Annotated in this window: 16 protein-coding genes; 12 read left to right on the top strand and 4 right to left on the bottom strand. The window is 74.1% G+C overall.

Translation table 11 applies throughout. From position 1 onward, the window contains the following. Window positions 1-185: 185 nt before the first annotated feature. Together CXH06_RS01875 and CXH06_RS01870 are read right to left on the bottom strand one after the other, a co-directional pair. On the bottom strand, window positions 186-1,601 hold the full coding sequence (locus tag CXH06_RS01875; protein ID WP_114853440.1) for a NupC/NupG family nucleoside CNT transporter: 1,416 nt from the start codon (window positions 1,599-1,601) through the stop codon (window positions 186-188). Window positions 1,602-1,709: 108 nt separating this feature from the next. Then, window positions 1,710-2,432: a sulfite exporter TauE/SafE family protein gene (locus CXH06_RS01870; protein WP_114853439.1), complete on the bottom strand. Its 723-nt coding sequence runs from the start codon at window positions 2,430-2,432 to the stop codon at window positions 1,710-1,712. A 58-nt stretch (window positions 2,433-2,490) separates the two neighbouring features. Here CXH06_RS01870 and CXH06_RS01865 point away from each other — a divergent pair, with 58 nt between their 5' ends. The 5 genes from CXH06_RS01865 to CXH06_RS01845 are packed head-to-tail and all read left to right on the top strand — an operon-like array spanning window position 2,491 to window position 6,725. After that, window positions 2,491-2,958, top strand: a complete 468-nt coding sequence (locus CXH06_RS01865; RefSeq protein WP_114853438.1) for a helix-turn-helix transcriptional regulator — start codon at window positions 2,491-2,493, stop codon at window positions 2,956-2,958. Window positions 2,959-3,000: 42 nt separating this feature from the next. Further along, window positions 3,001-4,152 (top strand): FecCD family ABC transporter permease, encoded by a 1,152-nt coding sequence (locus tag CXH06_RS01860; protein WP_369832961.1) that lies wholly within the window; start codon window positions 3,001-3,003, stop codon window positions 4,150-4,152. Further along, window positions 4,149-5,204, top strand: a complete 1,056-nt coding sequence (locus CXH06_RS01855; RefSeq protein WP_114853436.1) for an ABC transporter substrate-binding protein — start codon at window positions 4,149-4,151, stop codon at window positions 5,202-5,204. Before CXH06_RS01860 ends, CXH06_RS01855 begins: the two co-directional genes overlap by 4 nt. Continuing rightward, complete coding sequence (locus tag CXH06_RS01850; protein ID WP_114853435.1) at window positions 5,201-6,013, top strand: ABC transporter ATP-binding protein; 813 nt, start codon at window positions 5,201-5,203, stop codon at window positions 6,011-6,013. The genes CXH06_RS01855 and CXH06_RS01850 overlap by 4 nt, the downstream gene beginning before the upstream one ends. Continuing rightward, window positions 5,997-6,725: a class I SAM-dependent methyltransferase gene (locus CXH06_RS01845; protein ID WP_232820148.1), complete on the top strand. Its 729-nt coding sequence runs from the start codon at window positions 5,997-5,999 to the stop codon at window positions 6,723-6,725. Before CXH06_RS01850 ends, CXH06_RS01845 begins: the two co-directional genes overlap by 17 nt. Window positions 6,726-6,746: 21 nt before the next feature. On the opposite strand, the gene CXH06_RS01840 is transcribed toward CXH06_RS01845, so the two are convergent. After that, the gene (locus CXH06_RS01840; protein WP_114853434.1) at window positions 6,747-7,643 is read right to left on the bottom strand and encodes a PD40 domain-containing protein; all 897 of its coding nucleotides are present in this window, start codon (window positions 7,641-7,643) and stop codon (window positions 6,747-6,749) included. 153 nt (window positions 7,644-7,796) lie between these two features. Here CXH06_RS01840 and CXH06_RS01835 point away from each other — a divergent pair, with 153 nt between their 5' ends. The 6 genes from CXH06_RS01835 to CXH06_RS01810 all read left to right on the top strand — a co-directional run bounded on the left by CXH06_RS01835 (window position 7,797) and on the right by CXH06_RS01810 (window position 14,207). Beyond that, window positions 7,797-8,144 (top strand): PadR family transcriptional regulator, encoded by a 348-nt coding sequence (locus tag CXH06_RS01835; protein WP_114853433.1) that lies wholly within the window; start codon window positions 7,797-7,799, stop codon window positions 8,142-8,144. A 1-nt stretch (window position 8,145) separates the two neighbouring features. After that, window positions 8,146-9,099 carry a permease prefix domain 1-containing protein gene (locus tag CXH06_RS01830; protein WP_114853432.1) on the top strand — a complete coding sequence of 318 codons (954 nt, stop codon included), beginning with the start codon at window positions 8,146-8,148 and terminating at the stop codon, window positions 9,097-9,099. 107 nt (window positions 9,100-9,206) lie between these two features. Further along, a complete protein-coding gene (sbnA, locus tag CXH06_RS01825) occupies window positions 9,207-10,268 on the top strand; it encodes a 2,3-diaminopropionate biosynthesis protein SbnA (RefSeq protein WP_232820147.1) in 1,062 nt (353 codons plus the stop codon). Further along, on the top strand, window positions 10,261-12,120 hold the full coding sequence (locus tag CXH06_RS01820; protein ID WP_157975551.1) for an FAD/NAD(P)-binding protein: 1,860 nt from the start codon (window positions 10,261-10,263) through the stop codon (window positions 12,118-12,120). Before sbnA ends, CXH06_RS01820 begins: the two co-directional genes overlap by 8 nt. Beyond that, entirely contained in the window at window positions 12,117-13,577 is a 1,461-nt protein-coding gene (locus CXH06_RS01815) for a Y4yA family PLP-dependent enzyme (RefSeq protein WP_114853429.1), read from the top strand. Before CXH06_RS01820 ends, CXH06_RS01815 begins: the two co-directional genes overlap by 4 nt. A gap of 405 nt (window positions 13,578-13,982) precedes the next feature. Beyond that, on the top strand, window positions 13,983-14,207 hold the full coding sequence (locus CXH06_RS01810; protein ID WP_114853428.1) for a 50S ribosomal protein L31: 225 nt from the start codon (window positions 13,983-13,985) through the stop codon (window positions 14,205-14,207). A 91-nt stretch (window positions 14,208-14,298) separates the two neighbouring features. On the opposite strand, the gene CXH06_RS01805 is transcribed toward CXH06_RS01810, so the two are convergent. Next, window positions 14,299-15,333 (bottom strand): NAD(P)/FAD-dependent oxidoreductase, encoded by a 1,035-nt coding sequence (locus CXH06_RS01805; RefSeq protein ID WP_114853427.1) that lies wholly within the window; start codon window positions 15,331-15,333, stop codon window positions 14,299-14,301. A gap of 92 nt (window positions 15,334-15,425) precedes the next feature. On the opposite strand from CXH06_RS01805, the gene CXH06_RS01800 reads away from it, so the two are divergent. Further along, window positions 15,426-16,016 (top strand): helix-turn-helix domain-containing protein, encoded by a 591-nt coding sequence (locus tag CXH06_RS01800; protein WP_114853426.1) that lies wholly within the window; start codon window positions 15,426-15,428, stop codon window positions 16,014-16,016. Window positions 16,017-16,124: the final 108 nt, after the last annotated feature.

The following is a 16,124-nucleotide window of genomic DNA, read 5'->3' as shown; positions in this document are numbered from 1 at the left end:
AGCCGCCGCGGCCACGAGTGATCGTGGCGGCGGCGGCTCCTCGTCGATGGGCAGGGCCTCGGCGCACCGGGCCGGGGATCAACGGTCCCCCTGGCTGATCTCCTACCGCTCGCCAGCTCGCAGCACGTCGATCAGCCGTCCTCCCCGGCTGATCTCCTACCGCTCGCGAGCTCGCAGTACGTCGATCAGCCGAGCATGATGCCCGCGATCGCGGCACTCATGAGGTTCGCGAGGGTGCCGCCCAGGATGGCCTTCAGCCCCAGCTGCGCGATCTCGGGCCGCCGCTCCGGGGCCAGGCCGCCGAGGCCTCCCAGCAGGATCCCCAGCGAGCTGAGGTTCGCGAAGCCGGTCAGGGCGAAGCTGGTGATGGCCGCGGTCTTGGGGCTGAAGGAGTCGATCTGCGGGCCGAAGTCGGCGAAGGCGACGAACTCGTTGACCACGATCTTCTGCCCCACGAAGCTGCCGGCGGCCACGGCCTCGTCCCACGGCACGCCGATCATCAGCATCACCGGCGCGAACACCCAGCCCAGGATCTGCTCGAAGGTGAGGTCCCCGGCGCCGAACCAGCCGCCGACGGTCCCGATCAGCAGGTTGATCAGCGCGATCAGCGAGATGAAGGCCAGCAGCATCGCGCCCACGTTCAGGGCCAGCCGCATGCCGTCGGCCGCACCGCCGGCCGCCGCGTCGATGACGTTGGCGTAGGACAGCTCCGCGAGGTCCTCCTCCTCGGGATCCTCGCCGTCCTCCGCGCCGTCCGCCCCCTCGGGGCCGACGGCCGCGGTCTCGGTGTCCTGCGCGTCCCGCGCCGGCACGGCACCGTCGGCCGCGCCCGCCGTGCCCGTCGCGCCGGCCGCGCCACCGGCCAGGGCGCCCGCCCGCGCCCGCCGCTTGGCGCGGCTGCTGGCCTCGACCAGGGCGGCCTCGCGGGCCACGGCCTCGGGGTCGTCCTCGGGCAGGAGGATCTTCGCCATGAGGAGCGCGCCGGGGGCGGCCATGAAGCTCGCCGCGATGAGGTACTCGAGCGGCGCGCCCAGCAGCGAGTAGCCCACCAGCACGGAGCCGGCCACGGTGGAGAGCCCGCCCACCATCACCGCGAACAGCCCCGAGCGGGAGAGCCGCTTGATGTAGGGGCGGATCACCAGGGGCGCCTCGGTCTGTCCCACGAAGATGTTCGCGGCCGTGTTCACGGACTCGGCGTAGCTGGTGCCCAGGACCTTCCCGAGGGCGCCGCCGAGCCATTCGACGATCTTCGGCAGGATCTTCCAGTGGTAGAGCACCGCGGTCAGCGACGCGAAGAACACGATCACCGGGAGCACCTGGAGCGCGAAGATGCTGCCCTCGCCCTCGGCGGGCAGCAGCGGCCCGAAGAGGAAGGAGATGCCTTCGCTCGAGGTGTCGATGACGGCCTGGAAGCCCTGCGAGACCTTGCTCAGCGCCCACTGGCCGGGCCCCCAGTACAGGACGATCACCCCCAGCCCCAGCTGGAGCGCGAGGGCCGCGATCACGGTGCGCAGCCGGATCGCACGGCGGTTGCTGGAGAGGGCGACGGCGATCAGGAGCAGACCGGCCATCCCTCCGAGGCCCCAGAGCAGGTCGACCATCGCACTCACCTCATCGCGGTTGGGGAACAGGAAGCACCGGTCCGCGCCAGTGTAGAGCCGGCGGGGCGCTGCAGCGAGGCCCGCGCACCGGGAGATCCGGCGGGCGGCTCAGACCAGCGCCTCGACGATCGTGACCACCGCCCCCGCGGTGGACAGCAGGATCACCAGGCGTCGCAGCGCCGGGTCCGAGAAGCGGCCTGCCAGGCGCTGCCCCACGACCGTGCCGGCCAGGATCGCCGCGACGGTCACCACCCAGCCGGTGGCGGCGAAGGAGGGCAGGGTGGCCTTGGCGGCCAGGGAGAGCAGGCAGACGGCCGCGAAGTGCACCTGGGCGGAGGCCGCGAAGCCCCGATGCGGCCACCGCGTGGCCGCGGCGTAGACGGCCAGCGCCGGTCCGCCCACCCCGGCGGTGACGTTCATGATCCCAGAGGCGGCCCCGCAGCCGGCGCTGAGGGGCAGGGAGTCCGGGATCCCGTCGGAGCGGAAGAAGACGGTCAGCGCGATGGCCAGCAGGATCGAGACGCCCACCAGGATCGCGAGCGGGTCCGCGGGCAGGATCCGCAGCAGCACCGTCCCCGCGCCGATCCCCACGATCGAGAAGGGCGTGAAGCGCGCCAGGCGCCTCCACTCCACGTCGCGGTGGACCAGCGAGAGGTTGAGCAGGGAGGAGACCAGGCCGCAGAGGTTCGTCACCAGGATCCCCTCGAACGGGCCCAGCGCCAGGACCAGGAACGGCGAGGCCAGCAGGGCGAATCCCATGCCGGTCAGGCGCTGGAAGGCGGCCCCGGTGGCGATGATCGTCGCCAGCAGCACGAGGGTGGGAAGGGCCATCGCACGAGCTTACGAGCAGATCGCAGCGCGGCACCGGCGGGACACGTAGGTTGGCGCCATGAGCCTCTCGTCGCGCCGCCCCGCCCGCGCACAGGACGCGGATGCCCCCGTCCATGTGCTCGGCGGGGACGAGGCGACGACCGCGGAGCAGAGCCTGGTCGAGGAGCTCTCCGCCCTGCTGTCACAGGCCGAGGGGTTCGACGAGCTCGCCGCCCGGATGGCGCTGCTCTCGGACCCGCGCCGCCTGCGCATCCTGTTCTGCATCCATGCCCTGCCCGGCGTGCGCAGCTCGGACATCGCCCGCACGCTGGGCGCCCACGACTCGACCACCTCCCATGCGCTCGCGCTGCTGCGGGACGCCGGCTGGGTGCGGGCGGAGCGCGCGGGCCGCGAGGTCCGGTACGTCCTGGCCGACGGCTTCGTCCACGACCTCCTGCACGACCTCGGCTCCGATCACCTGCCCGGGGTGCACCACGGCGAGCGCCCCGGCACCGCCTCCGGGGACGCACAGCTCGCGGAGGACTGACCGGGGCGGCACACGTTCCCGGATACTTGTAGAGTCCTGCAGGTGATCAGGGAGCAGCGCGCCGACCGGGAGGACTCCCCCGCCGCGCCCCTGGCTCCGCTCCCCGTCGCTCGGCTCACGACCGACCCACCGCCCGAGGATGCGCTCGGGGTGCGCGCACACCGCCGGCGCTCCCGCCTGATCCTCGCGGGCCTGGGTGCGTCTCTGCTGCTCAGCGTGCTGCTGTGCCTGGGCATCGGGCCCGTGCCCATCTCCCCGGGCAGCACCCTGCGCATCCTCGCCGAGCACCTCGGCGCCGCGCGCTCCACGCCCGCGGACCCCGCGCTCGACGCGATCGTCTGGGACGTGCGCGTGCCCCGGGTGCTCATGGGGGCCGCCGTCGGCGCCTGCCTCGCGATCTCGGGAGCGGCGCTCCAGGCGATCGTCCGCAACCTGCTCGCCGATCCGTACATCCTCGGAGTCTCCGGCGGCGCCTCGACCGGCGCCGCCGCGGCCATCCTCTTCGGCGTCGGGGCGGTGCTCGGCGAGTACGCGCAGTCGGTGCTCGCCATCGTCGGAGCGCTCTCCGCGGCGCTGCTGGTGGTGGTCATCTCGCGGGCGAACGGGCGGGTGACCTCGCTGCGGCTGCTGCTGTCCGGCGTCGCGGTGGGCTACGCGCTCTCGGCCACGACCAGCCTGCTGATCTTCTCCTCGGACTCCGCAGAGGGGTCCCGCTCGGTGATGTTCTGGATGCTGGGCTCGCTGTCCCTGGCCCGCTGGAACCTTTTCCTGCTGATCGCCCTGCTCGCCGCCGGTCTCGGGACGCTCCTGCTGACGGCGCGCTCGCACCTGCTGGACGCGCTGAGCGGTGGCGACGACCTGGCCCACGGCCTGGGCATCTCTCCGGACCGCGCCCGCCTGGGCATCCTCGTCATCGTCTCGGTGTGCACCGCGGCGGCGGTCGCCGGGGCCGGATCGATCGGCTTCGTGGGCCTCGTGGTCCCGCACCTGGCCCGGCGCCTGGTCGGCGCTCGGCACCACCTGGCGATCCCGGCGAGCGCCCTGCTGGGCGCGGTGTTCCTGATCTGGGCCGACGTCCTCGCGCGCCTGGCGATGGCTCCGCGGGAGCTGCCCATCGGCGTGATCACCGCGGCCGTCGGCGCTCCCTTCCTGCTGGTGCTCATCCGTCGTCTCCACGCCCGGGAGGGCTCATGACCGACCATCCCGCCGCCACCGTCGCGGCGCGCCCGCTGAGCCGTCGGCGCCTCACGGCCACCGGTCTCGCCGGGATCCTCGCGCTGACCGCGGCGGCCTGCGGGCGCGAGGAGCTCGGAGGCGGTGCCGGGGACGTCGACGGATCCGCCGGCGGGAACGGCGCCTTCCCCGTGCGGCTGAGCAGCTGCGGGGCCGAGCTGCACTTCGACGCGCCGCCCCAGCGGATCGTGCTGCTCGAGAGCGCACCGGTGACCACCCTGGACGGGATCGGGGTGCTGGACCGGGTCGTGGCGCGCGCCGGTGCCTTCCCGATGGAGGACTACTCCCGCGAGCTCACGGCGCGGATCGAGGGGATCCCGGAGCTCTCCGAGGACCTCGACGCCTCCGGTCACCTGCTCATCTCGCAGGAGGTCGTGATCGCCCAGCGGCCGGACATCGTCTTCGGCCTGCCCGACGGCCTCACCCGGGAGGGCCTGCGGGACGCCGGCGCCGAGGTGATGGTCCAGTCGCTGTACTGCGCCGGGGGCGGGGAGCGCGCGAGCTTCGAGGCCCTCCACGCCGAGATCCGTCGCTGCGGGCTGATCTTCGACCGCGCCGCGGAGGCCGAGGAGCTCAGCGCCGCCCTCGCCCGGCGCATCGAGAGCGTGCGCACCGCTCACCCCACCGACGTGGGCACCGCGGCGGCGCTCTACCCCTCGATCGGCGCCGGTCCGCTGTACGCCTACGGCGCCGGCAGCATGGTGACCGCCCAGCTGGACGCGCTCGGGATCGAGAACTCCTTCGGGGACGTCCCGGACCGTGTGCTCGAGGTGGGCGCGGAGTCCCTGATCGAGGCCGACCCCGAGGTGCTGATCGTCCTCCACCAGGGCGAGGACGACGGCGCCGGCGCGCTGGCACGGATCCGCGAGGACGCCCAGCTCTCCGGCCTGCGCGCCGTGGCCGGCGAGCGGGTCCTGCCGCTGCGGTTCAACCTCGCCGAGCCCGCCTCCCCGCTGGTGGTGGACGGCCTCGAGCAGCTCGGCGGCTGGCTGGACCAGGCGGGAGAGCGATGATCCTGGAGGCCCGCGGGCTGCACCACGCCGTGGGGCCCCGCACGATCCTGCACGAGGTGGACATCACCGTGGGGCCGGGCGAGATCGTCGGGCTCGTCGGACGCAACGGGAGCGGGAAGAGCACCGCCCTGCGCCTCCTGCACCGCGCCCTGGTCCCGGCACAGGGCCGCGTCCTGCTCGAGGGGGACGATCTCGCCGCGCTGCCGGCGCGGGAGCGCGCCCGGCGGATCGCCGTCCTGGGCCAGGAGGCGACCGGGGAGATGCCTCTGACGGTGGCCGACGCGGTCCTGCTGGGTCGCATCCCCCATGCCGGTCTGTTCCCCACCACCACCGCCGCGGATCTCGAGATCGCCACCGACGCGCTGCGACGGACCGGCGCCCTGCACCTGGCCCGGCAGGCGATGAGCACCCTGTCCGGCGGCGAGCGCCAGCGGGTGCTCATCGCCCGGGCGCTCGCGCAGCGGCCGCGCCTGCTGCTGATGGACGAGCCCACCAACCACCTGGACATCGGCTCCCAGCACCAGGTGCTCGAGCTGGTGCGTCACCTCGGCCTGGCCACGCTGGTCGTGCTGCACGACCTCAATCTCGCCGCCCGCTACTGCGACCGGGTGATCGTGCTCGCGGAGGGCCGCGTGGTGGCCGACGGCCCGCCGGATCGCGTGCTCACCGCGCCGCTGGTGCACGCGACCTACGGCATCGGGGCCCAGCCCGTCACCGCGGCCGACGGGGTCCCGCAGTTCCTGTTCGGACACGCCGCGCCCACCGTCACCCCCACCCCCGAGGAGCCCGCCCGTGTCCATCACCCCTGATCCCGTCCAGATGCGCCTGACCGCCTACTGGGACCGCTGGGCCGCGGAGTACGACGGTCACCAGATGGGCCGCCTGGCCCGGCAGGAGGAGCGCGCGGTCTGGGAGCGGGTGTGGTGGGAGGTGCTGCCCGAGCACGCCCGGGACCTGCTCGACGTCGGGACCGGCAGCGGGAACGTGGCGCTGTCGCTGGCGCGCCCGGGACTCGCGGTCACGGGCGTGGACCTCTCCGGCGGCATGCTCGCCCGGGCCCGCGCCAAGGCGGAGGATCATCCGTGCCCTCCCCACTTCGTGCTCGGCGATGCCGTGGATCCGCCGCTGCCTCCCGGGAGCGTCGACGCGATCGTCTCGCGGTACCTGCTGTGGACCCTGCGGGACGCGCCCGCCGCGCTCGCGCGCTGGCACGCCCTGCTGCGTCCCGGCGGGGTGCTCGTCGCGGTGGACGGCCCGTGGTTCGCGCACGAGGAGGAGCTCCCCCGCGGCACCGCGCGCCAGGACCACTTCGCCGCGGCCTACGACGCGGACGCCTTCGCGCGCCTGCCCTTCGGTCGCGCGGGGGTCGAGGAGATCGCGCGGCAGTGGACGGCGGCCGGCTTCGTCGACGTCCGCGCCGATCCTCTGCCCGAGGTGCTCGCCCTGGATCGGGCGCACGGCGTGGCGCCGGGCCACGCCCCGCAGCTCCAGTACCGCCTCAGCGCCCGCCGTCCGGGCTGAGGCCGTCGACGGCGGGGCCGCTCACGGCGCCGACGGCCCGTCCTCCCCGATCGGGTAGGCGACGTACGCGACCTGTCGTCCGTCGGGCGACCAGCTGGGCACGTTCATGGTGCCCTGGCCGCCGAAGAGGCGCACGAGGTCGCGGATCCCCGTGCCGTCGGGCCGGCACAGGCGCACGACGACCTCACGGTCCGCGGGGTGCCCCTGGGTGCCGGGCGGGAAGCTGACGTAGGCCAGGCGGGTGCCGTCCGGGGAGAGGTGGGGGAACCAGTTGACCCGCTCGTCGTCGGTGAGCTGCTCGATGCCGGTGCCGTCCGGACGCATCCGGAACAGCTGGGCGTGGCCGGGCGCGGTGGCGGCGCGCTCGGAGTTGAAGTAGATCCAGGCGCCGTCGGGCGAGTACTCGGGGCCGTCGTCGGGGAACTCGTCGTCGGTGAGCTGCACGTCCTCGCCGCCCGAGGTGGGGATCGTGAAGAGGTTCGGCGGGCTCCAGGTGCCGTCGTCGCCCACGACCACGCCGACGTACGCGAGCGTCGCGCCGTCGGGGCTGATGCCGTGCAGGAAGTGCACCAGGCCGTCCTCGTTCGTGACCCGCACCGCCTCGCCGCCCGTGAGCGGGGCGCGGTGGATGTGCCCATCGGCCGCGGAGAGGACGATGTGCTCGCCGTCGGGGTCCAGCAGGTGGTCGTTGTTCAGCTCCGGCAGCTCGCCGAGGTCGATGCGCTGCGGGGTGGGCTCCGCGAGCGGGAGCCGGAACAGGTCGCCGTCGCCGTTGAGATACAGCGCCGCGCCGTCGAGCGACCAGTTCGGCGCCTCGTAGAGGGTCGTGGTCGAGGTGTGCAGGACGCGCTGCTCCCCGCTGTCGACGTCGATGGTCGTGATCACCGAGCGCTGGCCGGGGGCGAGCGTGCGTGCCATGGGAGGTCCCTTCGTCGTGGCGGAGGAGGCGGCGGCGCCCCCCACGGAGAGTGTGCCAGGAGCGCCCGGTCGCCGACCGACGGTCGCGGACCCACACGCATCACAATGCTGCGCCGTTGACGACACTGTGCGTCACACACTATCGTGTCCGTCATGAGCGAAGAGTTCGACCCTCACCTCCAGGAGCTGCGCCGCGGCACCATCGTGCTGGCGTGCCTGCAGCTGCTGCGCACTCCCGGGTACGGCTACGGCCTGCTCGAGAGCCTCGAGCGCCACGGCTTCGCGACCGACGCCAACACGCTCTACCCCCTGCTTCGCCGCCTCGAGAAGCAGGGCTACCTGACCAGCGCGTGGAACACCGAGGACGCCCGGCCGCGCAAGTTCTACCGCACCTCCGCGGACGGCATCCGCCTCGCGGACGTCCTCCACGCCGAATGGCGCGCGCTGACCGCGGCCATCACCTCCCTCGCCGACGCCCCCACCTCCCCCGAGGAGCACTGACATGACCACCACGCTGACGCAGCGCTACATCGACGCGACCGTCTCCTCCCTGCCGCCGGACCTGCAGTCCGATGTCCGCGACGAACTCGAGGGCTCCATCGCCGATGCCGTCGCGGCGCGCACCGACCAGGGCGAGGACCCCGACGGCGCCGAGAAGGCCGTGCTCACCGAGCTGGGCGACCCCGCGATCCTCGCCGCCGGGTACGCCGACCGCCCCCTCCACCTGCTGGGCCCGCGCTACTTCCTCACCTGGTGGCGCCTGCTGAAGCTGCTGCTGTGGATCGTCCCGGCCTGTGCGCTGTTCGGGGTGGGGCTCGCCCAGGCCCTCATGGGTGCCGACGTGGGCACGATCATCGGCGAGGCGATCGCAACCTCCCTCAGCGCAACGGTGCACCTGGTCTTCTGGACCACGCTGGTGTTCGTCGTCCTCGAGCGCGCCGGCTCCGAGACCTGCTCGGAATGGTCGCTCGACCAGCTCCCGGAGGCGCGGGAGACCGGGGCCGGCCGCTCCGACCTCATCGCCTCGCTGGTGTTCGCCGCGCTCCTCCTGGGCGCCCTGGCATGGGACCAGCTGCGCGGCTACGTGCACGTGGACGGGCAGGGGCTCGCGATCCTCAACCCGGACCTGTGGCCCTGGGCCATGCTGGGCCTGATCGCCCTGATCCTGCTCGAGGCCGCCCTGGCGGTGGCGGTCTACGCCCAGGGGCGCTGGAGCACCGCCCTCGCCGTGGTCAACACCGCCCTGTCCGTGCTGTTCATGAGCTGGTCGCTGACGCTGATCGGCAACGACCTGCTGCTGAACCCCGCGTTCATGGACCATGTCCTCAGCGACCCGGGGACCGACGAAGAGCTGCCGCGCGTGCTCGCGACCGCGATGACGGCCGGGATCATCATCATCTCGGTGTGGGACATCGTCGACGGCTGGCGCAAGGCGAGTCGCGACCGCGTCCGCTGAGCGGCGCTCTCCCTGCTCGCCCCTCAGACACCGCACCCTCCGGGCGCCGGACCGACCGTTCGGTCCCCGGCACGCCACGGACGGTGCGGTGTCGTACCTTGAGCGACGTGACCCCACACACCATGCCACCTGCTGCGGAGCAGGGCACCGGCACCCCCGTCATCGCCGACGGCATCTCCGCGGCCGTCGGCCGCACTCCGCTCGTCCGTCTCGACCGCCTCTTCCCGCACTCCGGGATCGAGATCCTCGCCAAGCTCGAGTCCGTCAACCCCGGCGGCAGCACCAAGGACCGGCCGGCGCTCGCGATGGTGCGCGACGCGATCGATCGGGGCCGTCTCGCCCCCGGCGGCACGGTGGTCGAATCCAGCTCCGGAAACCTCGGCGTGGCCCTGGCGCGGGTGTGCACGGCGGAGGGAGTGCGCTTCGTGTGCGTCGTCGATGCACGCACCAATGCGACGACGGTCGCCACCATTCGCGCCCTGGGCGGGGAGATCGAGCTGGTCACGGAGCCCGATCCCGAGACCGGCGACCTTCTCGCCGCACGGTTCCGCCGCGTCGAGGAGATCCTCGAGCGCATCCCGGACGCCGTGAACCTCTACCAGTACGGCAATCCCGCCAACCCCCGCGCGCACGCCGAGGGCACCATGCGCGAGATCGCCGAGGCCACCGACCACCGGCTCGACGTGCTGATGGCCGCCGTGAGCACGACCGGGACGATCGCCGGCTGCACGGCCTACCTCCGCGAGCACGCCCTGGACACAGGCACGATCGCGGTCGACGCCGAGGGCAGCGTCCTGTTCGGCGGCACCGCGGCGCCGCGGCCGCTGCCGGGCCTGGGCGCCGGCGTCGTCACCGACATCTCCCGCACCGTCGACCCCGATCGGGTGGTGCGCGTCCGCGGCATCGACTGCGTGGTCGGAGCGCGCCTGCTGGCGCGCCGCGAGGGCATCCTCGCCGGCGCCTCCACCGGCGGCATCATCCATGCGCTCGGCACGCTGATGCCGGAGCTGGCGCCCGGCGCGCGGGTGGTCGTCATCGTCCACGACGGCGGCGTCCCCTATCTCGAGACCGTGTACGACGACGCCTGGGTGGAGGAGACCCTCGGGGTCGACGCCGACGCCCTGGCCGCGGCGACCGCCGCCCTGCAGGCCTCCGCGCGGCGTGGCTGAGAGCCCGGCCCCCGCCCGGCGGGACGGGACGAGCACGCCGGTCCGCCCTGCCGTGCCGGGCCCTCCCGCGGCCGGACCGCCCGAGTCCCGGCGTCTCGTCGTGGTGGGAGCCGGCCCGAAGGCCCTGTTCGCCCTGGAGGCCCTGACCGCACGCCTGCGCGAGCGCGAGCACGGCCCTCGGCTCGCGGTGACCGTCATCGACCCCCACGCGCAGCCCGGCACCGGTGCGGCCTACGATCCGGCGCAGCCCGAGCACCTCCGCCTGAACGTCTCCGCCCGGATCCTCGATGCTCCCCGCACGGGGGACATGCCGTCCTTCGTCCAGTGGGTGCGCACCGTCCGCCCGGATCTGGCGGAGGACCCGTTCCCGCCCCGAGCCGTCGTCGGGACCTACCTGCGCGAGCGCTGGGCGGCGATGCGCGGCGCCCTCGAGCGCGTGGCCACCTGCCGTCATCTGCGCGGGCAGGTCGTCTCGCTGGAGCGCGCGGGCACGTGCTGGCGGGTGCGGTACTCCGCCCCCGGCGCCGGCCCGGCCGCCGTCGGCCCGGTGGTCGTCGGCCCCGTCGACGAGGTGCTCCTCGCCACCGGGCATGCTCGAGGCCACGCAGGGGCGCTCGCCGCCAGCTGGGACGGCCCGATGCCCCTGCAGCCGGCCGTGCTGCCCGTCACGCGCTGGCTCGGGCCCGAGCGGGTCCCGCCCGGTTCCCGCGTGGCGATGCGCGGTGCGGCGCTGACCTTCCTCGACGCGGCGCTCACGCTCACCGAAGGGCGAGGCGGCTGCTTCGAGCTCGCGGAGGGGTGCGACGGAGCCGACCGCCACCGGCGCGCCCCCGAGGAACCCGCGACGATCCTGCCGACCGCTCGCCACGGCCTGCTGCTCGACGCCAAGCCCGACCCTGCCGTGCCGCCGCCCCCGCAGCTCGAGCAGGCGGTCGCGGAGGGGCGGCGACAGCTCGCCGCGGCGCAGGACGGCCGGGGCGCCCTCACCCTGCAGACCGCCCTCGCCGTGGTCGCGACCACGGCGGTGAGAACCCTGGACGGCGGCGACGCCGCACGCGGCGTCGCCGGGGGCGCCGGCCCGGAGGAGGATCCGCTCCGCCGGGCGGTCGAGCACACCCTGACCACCGGCGCCGAACCCGATCTGCCGCCCGGACCCGGTCGGGCGGAGCAGGCCCTACGGCGCAGCGTCGCCGTGGCGCGGGGACTCCGGCCGCCGGGGCCGGCCTGGGCGCTCGGCCGCAGCTGGGCGCTGCTGTACCCGCAGCTCACCGCCGCGCTGCGCGGCAACGACGAGGCCGAGGAGCAGTGGCGGCGCTTCCGGGACGCGGCACAGGTGCTCGAGCGCTTCGCCTTCGGTCCACCCCTGGTCAGCGCCCGGAAGCTGCTCGCGATGGTCGACTCCGGCGCCGTGGACCTCAGCTGGCTCGATGCCGGCACCACGATCACGCCGCGAGGGCCGCGGGATCTGCCCGCCGGCTCCCCGGAGCCCGCGGTGGTGCTCGATGCCGTGCTCACCCCACCGGGGATCCGCGGCATCACCGACCCGCTGCTGCGCCGACTCCACGGCACCGGGGTGCTCAGCCTGCGCCCCGGAAGGCGCGGCGCCGTCGTCGATCCCGACGGCACGGCGATCACGGCCCAGGGCACCCGGGCAGAAGGACTGGCCGTGATCGGCCGCGCCACCGAGGACCACGTGATCGGCCACGACACCCTGAACCGGCATCTCCACACCGAGATCGAGCACTGGGCCGACCGTCTGGCACGGCGGTCCGCCGGAGGTGACGGGACACCTCGACCAGCCCGCGACCGCCAGGCGGCGCACGCCGCCGGACCGAAGGACGAGACCCCATGACGACCCCCCTCCCCGCCGACGACACCCCGACGCCGGACGATGCCGCCCTCCGCTCCGGGTGCGCCGGAGCACCTCCGCTGACGGCGCGGCTCGAGCCCTGGATGCGCGAGCTGCTCGCCGATCCGGCCACCTGCGCGGGGCTGCTCGAGACCTACGGCAGCCCTCTGAACGTGCACGAGTTCTCCGCGCTGGCCCGCAACGCGGCCGAGCTGACGGCCGCCGCGACCGAGGCCGGGGTGGACCTGCGGATCTTCGTGGCCCGCAAGGCCAACAAGACCCTCGAGCTGGTCTCCTCGGCCCGGGAGGCGGGGCACGGGATCGACGTGGGCAGCCACCGCGAGCTCGACCAGGTCCTCGACCTCGGGGTCCCGGCCGAGGAGGTCGTGGTCACCGCGGCCATCAAGCCCCGCCCGCTGCTGCAGCGCGCACTGGGGTCCGGGTCCCTCCTCGTCCTCGACAACCTCGACGAGGCCGCGGCCGTGGACGCCCTCGTCGCCGGGACCGCCGCGCCGCAGCACCCGGTCGCGGTGCGTCTGGCGCCTCGTCCGGACCAGGCCCTGGCGCCCACCCGCTTCGGCGAATCGGCCGCCACCTGGCGGGACTGGGCCGCCCGCCGTGACGCCGCCCAGGACCCGCTGCGGATCGACGGAGTCCACTTCCACCTGCACGGATACGACGTGCGCACGCGCGCGGCGGCCCTCGACGAGGCCCTCGAGCTCGTCGACGCCCTCCGCGGGCAGGGGCACCACCCCCGTTTCCTCGACATCGGCGGGGGCATCCCCATGTCCTATCTCGAGGACGCGGAGCAGTGGGCGGCCTTCTGGGAGGCCCATGACGCCCCCGGCGCCACCGGGCCCACCTGGCGCGGGGAGCCGCTGCGGCAGGTCTACCCGTATCACCAGCAGCTCGTGCGCGGATCGTGGCTGCGCCGGCTGCTCGCGGAGCGGACCTCCTCCGGGAGCTCGGTCGCGGAGGCCCTGCGGGAACGGGGCCTGGAGCTGCGCTGCGAGCCGGGGCGGTCGGTGCTCGACGGCTGCGGGATGACCCTGGCCCGGGTCGTCCAGCGCACGGCCACGAGCGACGGACAGGCGCTGGTGGGACTCGAGATGAACCGTACCCAGTGCCGCTCCACCTCGGACGACTTCCTCGTCGACCCGCTGCTGGTCCGCACCGGCGGCACACCCTCGGAGCCCTTCGACGCCTTCCTCGTCGGCGCCTACTGCATCGAGGCCGAGCTCATCCAGCGCCGGCGCGTGCGCTTCCCCGGAGGTGTGGCGATCGGGGACGTGATCGCGCTGCCGAACACCGCCGGCTACCTGATGCACATCCTCGAGAGCGCCTCGCACCAGATCCCCCTGGCCTCGAACGTCGTGCGCACGGCGACCGGCGAGCACCACCGCGACCGCATCGACGCCGTCTCGCCGCTGCGTCCCTGGGATCCGGCGCGCGACGGCTGACAGCTGCCGCCCCGCCACGACCAGGTCACCCTCGACGGGAATTCTCTTGCGCTCCGCATCGTTGTAGGGGACTGTGGTGATGGCACTGCTCCGGTGCCACGGCGAGACGCGGTGAGACCACCGCGGAGAACGACCCGCTGACGGGATCGCTCGGACGCCGCCGGAGCCGGTGCCGAAGCGACGCGCGAGACCCTCCCGGTCGCGCGACCGTGCATCGAACGGCCCTCGTTCCGCGACCACACGCGGACAGACCGCCGGGTGCATGTGCGCTTCCGGGGACCCGCCCATCCGGGCTGCGTCCCCGAGACACGACACCTCGCTGGTGAGAGTCCAGCACCCACGACACCTCGTCGGCCCTGCCGGCGACGCCATGCGCCGACCCCCGGTCGGCGCCGAAGGAGAACCATGAAGAACCGTACGAAGCATTCCACCCGTCCCACGCCCCACCCGGTCGTCTTCCGCGACCAGAGCGCCGGCGTGAGGTACCTGTCCCGCTCCACCCGCACCTCGCACCTCTCGACCACCTGGGAGGACGGCAACATCTACCCGGTCATCGAGGTGGATCTGTCCTCCGCCGCGCACCATGCGCGCCAGGCCGAGCGCGAGACGGTGGGAGCCGGTCGGCGCTGAGCCGGACCGCACATCACCGGGCCGCCCTCTCCGAGACCTCGGAGGGGGCGGCCCGGTGCTGTCCCGATGTCCGCCGCGCGGCGGGGTGGACCTAGGCGGCCTCGGCCCGGCGCGCGGCCACCGCCGCGTCGGTGTCCGCCATCACGAGCATGCCGTTGATGTGCCCCCCGGCGAGCGCGCCGCCGGCGGCCGACGGGCCCACCTGCGCGCTCGGGTCCGCCGCATTGCCCGCGACCCACACGCCCGGCACCTCGGTGACCCCCGCGAAGCCGCTGGCGATCTTGGTGCCCATGCCGCCGCCGATCTCCTCGATCGTCAGGCCCAGCTCCTGGAGGCCGTCGGTGCGGGGCGCCATGACGGTCGCGACGGTCAGGACCGCGCGCGGCACGAGCTCGCCGCCGGTGAGGCGGACGCCTGCGATGCCGCCACCCGCCGCGGCGACGATCTCCTCGATCCCCTCCTCGCGCAGAGCGACGCCGCGCGCGGCCAGGCGCCCGCGGCTCTCCTCGTCCGGGGCGAAGCCGTGGGTGAACACGGTGACGTCGGCGCTGAGCTGGCGGAACATGAGCGCCTGGTGGAGGGAGGCCGCGCGGGTCGCGATCACGCCGATCGGCTCGTCCCGCACCTCCCAGCCGTGGCAGTAGGGGCAATGGACGAGGCCGTGGCCCCAGTGCTGGGCGAGGCCGGGGATGTCCGGCAGCTCATCGCGCAGCCCGGTCGCGATCAGGAGGCGGCGTGCGGTGAGAGCGCGGCCGTCCGTGAGCTCGACGGCGAAGCGCAGGTCGCCATCCGGCGCGGGAGCCGCGGCGCGGGCGGCGGCCACCTCACCGGTGACGACGAGGCCGCCGTACTGGCGCACCTCGGCCCGGCCGCGCGCGAGGAACTCCGCCGGGGGCGTGCCCTCGTTGCCGAGCAGGCCGTGGATGCCCTCGGCCGGGGCGTTGCGGGGCGTGCCGCTGTCGATCACCACGACCGAGCGGCGTGAGCGGGACAGCATGAGCGCGCCGTTCAGACCGGCGGCGCCGCCGCCGAGGACGGCGACATCGACGAGGTCGGTGGGCAGGGCGTCGTCGGCGCCGACGGGGGCGGCCGACGACTGGGTCGGGGCGTGGTCGATCGAGGTCATCTCTCGGTCCTTTCCGGTGGTGGCGGGCCTCCAGGAGGAGGCATGTCCACGACGGTAGCCACCGAATGCCCACCGCGCATAGACTATTGCCCATGACGCAAGAATCTGGTTCCGTCGACGGCCTGGTGCGCCAGCGGATCCGTGCGCTGCGACTCGCCCAGGGCCTCTCGCTCGCGGACCTCGCCACCCGTGCCCACCTCAGCCAGTCCACCCTCTCCCGGATCGAGAACGGCCAGCGGCGCCTGGCCCTGGACCAGCTGGTCACCCTCGCCCGAGCACTGGACACCGGGCTCGACGAGCTGGTCGAGACGGACACCGAGGAGGTGGTCGCCAATCCCGTGATGGACCACGGCCTCGACTCGCTGCGCTGGCAGCCGCGCCACGACCCCGATCTCCTCGTCCTGCGCCGCCGCCTCACCGAGCCGCCGCCGGCCCTCTCACGGATGCGCGCGCACCCGGGGCATGAATGGATGGTCGTGCTCTCGGGCACGGTCACCCTGCTGCTGGGCGAGCATCGCTACCGCATCACCACGAACCAGAGCGCGGAGTTCCCCACCATGCTCCCCCACGCCTTCGGCGCCGAGGGCGCACCGGCGGACGTGCTGATGATCGTGGACCGCGAGGCCCGCCGCGGCCACCGAGAGACCGCCCCCGACGAGGCGGACACCCCGCCGCGCGGCTGAGCAGGGCGCGAACGCCGTGGCGACCCGGCCGGCTTCGCTGCAGGCGACTTCACCGTGGAATCGAGGGGCCATAACACGGTGAAGTTGCCTGCGGCCATCGTGTCGCGG

Source organism: Brachybacterium sp. YJGR34 (assembly GCF_003347015.1).
Taxonomy (GTDB): Bacteria; Actinomycetota; Actinomycetes; order Actinomycetales; family Dermabacteraceae; genus Brachybacterium.
The sequence above is the reverse complement of the archived record's forward strand: the minus strand, read 5'-3'. Positions and strand labels throughout refer to the sequence as shown.

Excerpts from the sequence above, each read along its gene's own strand:
- CXH06_RS01855 (WP_114853436.1), top strand. The coding sequence starts at position 4,149 with ATGACCGACCATCCCGCCGCCACCGTCGCGGCGCGCCCGCTGAGCCGT.
- CXH06_RS01815 (WP_114853429.1), top strand. The coding sequence starts at position 12,117 with ATGACGACCCCCCTCCCCGCCGACGACACCCCGACGCCGGACGATGCC.
- CXH06_RS01870 (WP_114853439.1), bottom strand. The coding sequence starts at position 2,432 with ATGGCCCTTCCCACCCTCGTGCTGCTGGCGACGATCATCGCCACCGGG.
- CXH06_RS01835 (WP_114853433.1), top strand. The coding sequence starts at position 7,797 with ATGAGCGAAGAGTTCGACCCTCACCTCCAGGAGCTGCGCCGCGGCACC.
- CXH06_RS01810 (WP_114853428.1), top strand. The coding sequence starts at position 13,983 with ATGAAGAACCGTACGAAGCATTCCACCCGTCCCACGCCCCACCCGGTC.
- CXH06_RS01830 (WP_114853432.1), top strand. The coding sequence starts at position 8,146 with ATGACCACCACGCTGACGCAGCGCTACATCGACGCGACCGTCTCCTCC.
- CXH06_RS01840 (WP_114853434.1), bottom strand. The coding sequence starts at position 7,643 with ATGGCACGCACGCTCGCCCCCGGCCAGCGCTCGGTGATCACGACCATC.
- CXH06_RS01865 (WP_114853438.1), top strand. The coding sequence starts at position 2,491 with ATGAGCCTCTCGTCGCGCCGCCCCGCCCGCGCACAGGACGCGGATGCC.
- CXH06_RS01805 (WP_114853427.1), bottom strand. The coding sequence starts at position 15,333 with ATGACCTCGATCGACCACGCCCCGACCCAGTCGTCGGCCGCCCCCGTC.
- CXH06_RS01800 (WP_114853426.1), top strand. The coding sequence starts at position 15,426 with ATGACGCAAGAATCTGGTTCCGTCGACGGCCTGGTGCGCCAGCGGATC.
- CXH06_RS01850 (WP_114853435.1), top strand. The coding sequence starts at position 5,201 with ATGATCCTGGAGGCCCGCGGGCTGCACCACGCCGTGGGGCCCCGCACG.
- CXH06_RS01875 (WP_114853440.1), bottom strand. The coding sequence starts at position 1,601 with ATGGTCGACCTGCTCTGGGGCCTCGGAGGGATGGCCGGTCTGCTCCTG.